The sequence below is a fragment of the Sulfuriflexus sp. genome, from assembly GCF_032250955.1.
Lineage (GTDB): Bacteria > Pseudomonadota > Gammaproteobacteria > AKS1 > AKS1 > Sulfuriflexus.
Map to the genome: position 1 here is coordinate 20,552 of NZ_JAVVES010000032.1, position 7,232 is coordinate 27,783.

The following is a 7,232-nucleotide window of genomic DNA, read 5'->3' on the forward strand; positions in this document are numbered from 1 at the left end:
GCATTGTCGCGGCCACATATGCTACAATATGCGCCCGTTTACGCATTCGAGTTAGACTATGTCTAAACTAGAGACAGGAACGGGCATACCGCCAAAATTACTAGCAAAAATGGAAGTAAGTCATTGATTCCTAAGCCAATGATGCTCATAATCCTGGACGGCTGGGGCTTCAGTGAAGACCCCGAGGCCAACGCGATCGCGCAGGCCCACAAGCCGGTCTGGGACAAACTCTGGAATGACCATCCGCACACGACGATCCGTGGCTCGGGGGCCGAAGTCGGCCTGCCGGCGGAGCAGATGGGTAATTCCGAGGTCGGACACCTGAACCTGGGCGCCGGGCGCGTGGTTTACCAGGAGTTCACCCGCGTTTCACGGGCCATCAAGACCGGCTCTTTCTTCAAGAACCAGACCCTGACCAATGCCGCCGATCTGGCGATCGAAAGCAATAAAGCCATACATATCCTTGGCCTGCTCTCGCCCGGCGGCGTCCACAGTCATGAAGAGCATATTCAGGCCATGGTGCGCCTGGCGGTCGAGCGGGGTGCGAAACACGTCTATTTGCACGCCTTCCTCGACGGCCGCGACACGGCGCCGAAAAGCGCCGAAGAATCGATCAAGGCCATGCAGGCGGTGTTCGACGAGCTCGGCAATGGCCGCTTTGCCTCGGTGATCGGTCGTTACTACTCTATGGATCGCGACCACCGCTGGCCCCGTATCCAGGCTTCCTATGACCTGATTACGCAGGGCAAGGGCGAGTTTACGACGGCCACCGCCGGGGAGGCGCTTGAACAGGCCTATGCCCGTGGCGAGACCGATGAGTTCGTCAAGGCCACGACGATTGTGCCGGCAGGCGAATCACCGGTGCAGGTGGAAGACGGCGACGTGGTCGTGTTCATGAATTTCCGTTCCGACCGTGCCCGCCAGATCACCCGCCCGTTTATTGAAGAGGATTTTGACGGTTTTAAGCGCGACATGATCCTGAAGCTGGGTTCGTTCGTCAGCCTGACTGAATATAAGGAAGACTTTAATGTCCCCGTGGCCTTCCCGCCCGAGCGATTGAAGAATGTCCTCGGCGCCTATCTCGCAAGCCTGGGGATGCGCCAGTTGCGCATCGCCGAGACCGAGAAATATGCCCATGTCACGTTTTTCTTTAACGGCGGGGAAGAAGAGCCGTTCGAGGGCGAGGATCGTATCCTGGTTAATTCGCCAAATGTCGCTACTTATGATCAGCAGCCGGAAATGTCGGCGCCTGAACTGACCGACAAGCTCGTTGATGCGATTGAAAACGGCAATTACGACACCATCATCTGTAACTATGCCAATCCGGACATGGTCGGCCATACCGGTAATCTTGAGGCCACCATCAAGGCCATTGAGGCCCTCGATGTCTGCCTCGGCAGGGTCAAGGCGGCACTGGACAAGACTGGCGGCGAGATGTTCATCACCGCCGATCACGGCAATGCCGAACTCATGCGTAACAAGGAAACCGGCCAGCCGCATACGGCGCACACCACCAACCCGGTGCCATTGATTTATGTCGGCCGCCCGGCCCGGTTTGATATCAACCACGGGGCACTGTCCGATATTGCGCCGACCATGCTCTATTTAATGGGCCTGCCACGGCCGGTGGAAATGAGCGGCCCGCTGTTGTTGACCCTTGATGCCGACCGTGAAGAGGCGGATTCAGCCACAGACGGCTGATGCGTGGCGCTCTGGCGCTGCCCGTGGCATGCTAACGCACGTGCGCAAGCTAACGACATCTCCCACCTTCCTGCTGGTTATCGGTGTACTGACAGTCTCCGGCTTGATGCTGCCCGCCGCCCATGCAGACAGTGATGATGTGGCGCAAGCCCAGGCCCGGGAGCAGCGCGCAAAGCTGGTCAAGCTGAAAGAGACCATCACAACCCTGCAGGGCACGCTGAAGCGGGATCGGAGCAAGCACGGCAAGTTACAGGCCCAGTTGCGCCACGCGGAAAAGGCCATTGGTGGCCTGATCCGCCAGATCGACATAATTGACCGCAAGCTCACGCAGCAAAAAAAGCGTATGCAGGGTCTGCAAGGTGAGCGCCAGACGCTGTGGACCGACCTGGCACGTCAGCGCCGGGTGCTGGCCGGGCAGATTCGCAGCGCCTATGCCATGGGCCGCCAGGAATACATGAAGCTGCTGCTTAATCAGCAGGACCCATCGGTCATGGGGCGAACTCTTGTCTATTATGACTATCTAAACAGGGCGAGGACAGCCAGGATCCGCGCCATTGATGAGTCGGTGACCCGGCTGGAAAGAATCGAGGTCGATATAACAGAGCAGACAGCCCGGCTGGAGCGAACCCGCCAGGAGCAGCTGCAACAAAAACTGAAACTGGAAAAGAGCCGCAGCGAGCGGGCCGGCGTATTGGCCCGGCTGGACAAGCAAATCCAGGGCCGGGAAGAAAAGCTGCAGCTTTATCAGGCGGATGCCAAACAGCTGGAACACCTGATGGAGGGCCTGCGCGAGGCGCTGGCCGATGTCCCGGCAAATGCCGGGGAACGTAAGCCCTTCAAATCACGGCGCGGAGACATGCGCCTGCCTGTAAAGGGCCGCATAACCGGCAGTTTCGGTGCGCAGCGCAGGGCGGGCGGTCCACGCTGGCAGGGTGTTATGATCCGCGCGGCGCGGGGGACCGAGGTGCAGACGGTTTCTCATGGCCGGGTCGCCTTCGCCGACTGGTTACGCGGCTTCGGCCTGATGGTAATCGTGGACCATGGCGATGGCTATATGTCGCTATATGGCCATAATGACAGCCTTTTTGTCGAAACCGGCGACTGGGTCGAGAACGGCGAAGTAGTGGCGACGGTTGGCAATAGTGGTGGCCAGAAACACGCGGGACTGTATTTTGAGATCCGCGCCGACGGCAAACCGACCAATCCGCTGCGCTGGTGTAAACGCTGAAAAGAGGCCGCCAGCGGCCTGAAAACAAAGATGACAGGGCCTCGGCGCTTGTATATGGCCGTAATTTAGAAAATACTTAAGGTTCGACGCCTTAAAGCATGGAGCAGTAAATGAATGCGCTCATTCGAAATTTTTTAGTACTGACCGTTGGATTGATGTTGGGTGTATCGCTGGCCATTGGTCGCAGCGGTCTGGCAGAACGCAATGTGGGCAACGGCCCCTTGCCACTGGATGACTTGCGCGTATTCACCGAGGTCTTCGAAAAGATAAAAAATGACTACGTTGAAGACCGTAGCGACAAGGAACTGATAGAGTCCGCTATCAGCGGCATGCTGAGCAACCTGGACCCGCACTCTGCTTACCTGAATGAAGATGCCTTCAAGGAATTACAGGTCGGGACCACCGGGCGCTTCGGTGGCCTCGGTATCGAGATCAGCATGGAAGACGGGTTTGTAAAGGTCGTCACACCCATCGATGATACGCCGGCACAGCGTGCCGGGATGCAACCCGGTGATCTTATTATCCGCCTCGATGATCAATCCGTGAAGGGTATGAGCCTGACCGAGGCCGTCAAAATCATGCGCGGTGACGTCGGCACCAGCATCGAGCTGACCGTGGTGCGCGAGGGCGCGGAAAAGCCGCTCACATTCAATATCACGCGCGACATCATCCGGGTCAAAAGCGTGAAGTTCAGAACCCTGGAAGACGGTTTTGGCTATGTTCGTATCAGCCAGTTCCAGAGCCATACGGTCGATAATCTCGCCGATGCGATCAGCAGCCTTAAGGATGAAAACGAGAATCTGAAAGGTATTGTCCTCGATTTACGCAACAATCCGGGTGGCGTGTTAAACGCCGCCGTGGGTGTATCCGATGCCTTCATCGACAAGGGCATGATCGTTTATACGGAAGGCCGCACCGGTGATTCTGATACCAAATTCTATGCCAGCAATGGTGATCTGATGCAGGGTGCGCCAATCGTGGTGCTGATTAATGGTGGCTCGGCATCGGCATCCGAGATCGTTGCCGGTGCCCTGCAGGATCACCAACGTGCCGTCATCATGGGCACCGAGAGCTTCGGCAAAGGCTCGGTACAGACCATTTTGCCGATGAATAACGGCACCGCCGTGAAACTGACCACGGCGCGTTACTTCACCCCGAACGGCCGTTCCATCCAGGCCGAGGGGATCGTGCCCGACATCAAGACCGAGCGCCTGCGCGTCAGCAATGCCGATGAATCTGTGCTGAAAGGTATAAAGGAAGCCGATCTCAGCGGCCACCTGAGTAACGGCAACGGCAAGAAAGAAAAGACCAAAAAGGGCAAAGACAGCAAGAAAGCGGATAAAGCAGAGAAAGAAGAAAAGAAGAGCCTCGTCAGTGAAGATTACCAGCTTTACGAAGCGCTTAACCTGCTCAAGGGTATGAACATCATGCATACCCGCCTGGGCCGCTAGGCAAGCCGGTAAATGCAACGCTGGCGGAAAACGCTGCTGGTCACCGGCATGTTGCTCAGCAGCGGGATGGCGTTGGCGCAGCGCCCGGCCATCGCCATCATTATCGATGACCTCGGTAACAACGCCCATGATGAGCGTGCCGTTGAACTGCCGGGGGCAGTGGCCTGTGCCTTTCTACCCCATGCCCCCTACACGAATAAACTGGCGCGCAAGGCGCACAGTGTAAACAAGGAAGTAATGCTGCATGCGCCGATGGAGGCCTTGCATGGCAATGCCCTCGGGCCCGGCAGCCTGACCCTGCACATGACCGAGCGACAGTTCACCGCAACCCTGCAGGACGATCTCGCCGCGGTGCCCCATGTACAGGGCATTAATAACCACATGGGCAGCCTGCTGACCCGGCATCCCGGCCATATGCTCTGGTTGATGCAGGAAATGACCCGCCACGGAAACCTGTTCTTCGTCGATAGCCGCACCACCGTGAGTAGTGTCGCCAGGACGGTGGCGGCCGAGAACCGGATTCCAAACCTGGAGCGCGACATCTTTCTCGACGCCGAACCGGGTGAAGCCTTTGTCGAGCGCCAGTTTGCACGCCTGGTCAAGGTCGCGAAACAGCGCGGCACGGCACTGGCCATTGGCCACCCTTACCCGGCGACCATGAAGGTGCTCAAGCAACGCCTGCAAGAGCTCGACGAGATGGGCGTTGACCTGGTCGCCGTCGGTGAACTCATTCAACGCAAACAACAGGAGCTGCCCGCATGGCAACTGTCCTCATCCCCCTTGCCCAAGGTTGCGAAGAACTCGAAGCCGTAACCGTCATTGATCTGCTCCGCCGTGCCGGCATTGAAGTTGTCTCGGCCGGGCTCGATAAGCAGCCCGTACGTGCCAGCCGTGGCACGGTCCTCATCGCCGATACGGATCTCGACAGCGCACTGCAACAGGACTACGACATGGTCGTTTTGCCCGGGGGCATGCCCGGTGCGGATCATCTTGATAATGACCCGCGTATCCAGGCGCTGCTGAAAGAGATGGCGGCCAACGATAAATACACCGCGGCGATCTGCGCCGCGCCCAAGGTGCTGGCCAGCAGCGGCGTGCTGGGCGACAAAAAGGCCACGGCGTTTCCCGGCGTGCTCGAGGCACTCGGCAAAACCCCCGCGGCCGGCGCTGTCGTGGCGGATGGCAGGGTTATCACCTCACGAGGACCGGGCACCGCGATGGATTTCGCCCTTAAGCTCATAGAGGTGCTGGTCAGTAAGGATAAACGCGACGAGGTTGAAAAGGGCCTGGCTAAATAGATTGATGAATGATGATCGCGGATGGATGATTGATTTCGAGCATTGAATTAAACAGTTCATTTAAACTTCGTAGTCAGTAATGCAGAGTGTGCGGTCTTTAGAACCGCGTTGCGTTGCATTTATTGCCTTAATTGAGCTGAAGAGCAGCAATTTATCTTGCCGTTGCTGACGTAGATATAACTACACACTTTTTGTTGTTATTATAAGAAAATCAGATCAGCTGAAAGAACAGGACACATAAGGGGCGTTTGCTGAACATGCGATTCGATATCCCCACGTTATTAGTAGCCGTGGCGCTGGCGAACGTATTTTGTGCGGGGGCGAGGTTCCTGCTCTGGCGGATGCACCCCGCAATCCCCGGACTTGGCCGCTGGGCATTGGCCGGTGGCGCCGGTGCACTTGCACTCTTTCTGATCCTCTTCTATGGAATTAAACACTGGTCGCCGCTGTTGTCGCTGGCACAGCTCATTGTGGTGATCGGCCTGTTTCTGGCCTGGGACGGGTTTCGGCGATTTATCGGCAGACCGCCTCTCTCATCTCTGTCTTTGGTTGTTCTTGCTGTCATCGTGCTGGCCTGGATTGCAACAGCGCAACTCCAGGATTCACTACTGGTTCGGGCACTGGGCAATTCCATCCTGGTTGCCACATTGTCGGGACTGATTGCACGTGACTTGCTTACCGCGCCCAAACCCATCCCGCTGGCCATGCGTGCCACGGGATGGGTTTATGCGCTCAATGCGATGGTTTTTTTGATACGTACCGTCGGTGCCGACCAGGGTGCTCCACCTGTAGGTCCTCTGAACCCCGATGGATTCGCCGCCTTTATGCTGCTCTGGTGGTTGTGCATGACAATTGCCGTAACGCTGGGGATGGTGTTGATGGCAGCCGAACGTCTCCAGGCGGATCTCGATAGCCAGGCCAACCGTGACCCGCTGACGGGTGCTCTCAATCGCCGGGCCTTTTCGTTAATTGCCGAAAATGCGGTAGCCCAATCCCGCCGATACGACAGGCCGTTATCGGTATTGATGATGGACCTCGACAACTTCAAACAAATCAATGACCGCCTGGGTCATAACGCCGGCGACGCGCTGTTGTGCCGGTTCGTTGCCACCGCCGGCCAGGTTCTGCGCGACGAGGACGTTTTCTGCCGCTTCGGCGGCGAAGAATTTGTCGCGCTGTTACTGAATACCCCCGCCGAACAGGCACGGGTGGCAGCCGAGCGATTGCGCACCAGCTTTGTAATAGAATCAGCGGCAACGGAAGCCGCAGACGATACCCAGCCCATCACCGTCAGCATCGGCATCGCCGAACTTGGGCAGGATGAAGATATCGAAAGCCTCCTGCACCGCGCCGATACCGCTCTCTACCAGGCCAAGGACAAGGGTCGTAACTGTTGTATACTTACCGAAGACGCACGGAAAAACTCGAATAAAACAGACGTAAAACAAAAAGCATCGTAGAACAAAAAGTACTTTGCATCACTGCTGTCCCGTTAATTCCCTCTCCCTTCGGGAGAGGGTTAGGGTGAGGGGATTTAGATTCGATAACACCTTG

At 57.2% G+C, this 7,232-nt stretch carries 6 protein-coding genes; all 6 read left to right on the top strand.

Annotated elements, in window-relative coordinates; all coding sequences use genetic code 11:
• Nucleotides 1–138 precede the first annotated feature (138 nt).
• The 6 genes from gpmI (at nucleotide 139) to RQ738_RS07615 (ending at nucleotide 7,138) form a co-directional block, all read left to right on the top strand.
• A complete protein-coding gene (gene gpmI, locus RQ738_RS07590; protein WP_314163701.1) occupies nucleotides 139–1,701 on the top strand; it encodes a 2,3-bisphosphoglycerate-independent phosphoglycerate mutase in 1,563 nt (520 codons plus the stop codon).
• A gap of 28 nt (nucleotides 1,702–1,729) precedes the next feature.
• Entirely contained in the window at nucleotides 1,730–2,929 is a 1,200-nt protein-coding gene (locus RQ738_RS07595) for a murein hydrolase activator EnvC family protein (protein ID WP_314163703.1), read from the top strand.
• 110 nt (nucleotides 2,930–3,039) lie between these two features.
• Nucleotides 3,040–4,380 carry a S41 family peptidase gene (locus tag RQ738_RS07600; RefSeq protein ID WP_314163707.1) on the top strand — a complete coding sequence of 447 codons (1,341 nt, stop codon included), beginning with the start codon at nucleotides 3,040–3,042 and terminating at the stop codon, nucleotides 4,378–4,380.
• 12 nt (nucleotides 4,381–4,392) lie between these two features.
• Complete coding sequence (locus tag RQ738_RS07605) at nucleotides 4,393–5,193, top strand: divergent polysaccharide deacetylase family protein (protein WP_314163712.1); 801 nt, start codon at nucleotides 4,393–4,395, stop codon at nucleotides 5,191–5,193.
• Nucleotides 5,139–5,678: a DJ-1 family glyoxalase III gene (locus RQ738_RS07610; RefSeq protein WP_314163718.1), complete on the top strand. Its 540-nt coding sequence runs from the start codon at nucleotides 5,139–5,141 to the stop codon at nucleotides 5,676–5,678. Before RQ738_RS07605 ends, RQ738_RS07610 begins: the two co-directional genes overlap by 55 nt.
• 257 nt (nucleotides 5,679–5,935) lie before the next feature.
• Nucleotides 5,936–7,138, top strand: a complete 1,203-nt coding sequence (locus RQ738_RS07615; RefSeq protein ID WP_314163723.1) for a GGDEF domain-containing protein — start codon at nucleotides 5,936–5,938, stop codon at nucleotides 7,136–7,138.
• The last annotated feature ends 94 nt before the right edge of the window (nucleotides 7,139–7,232 follow it).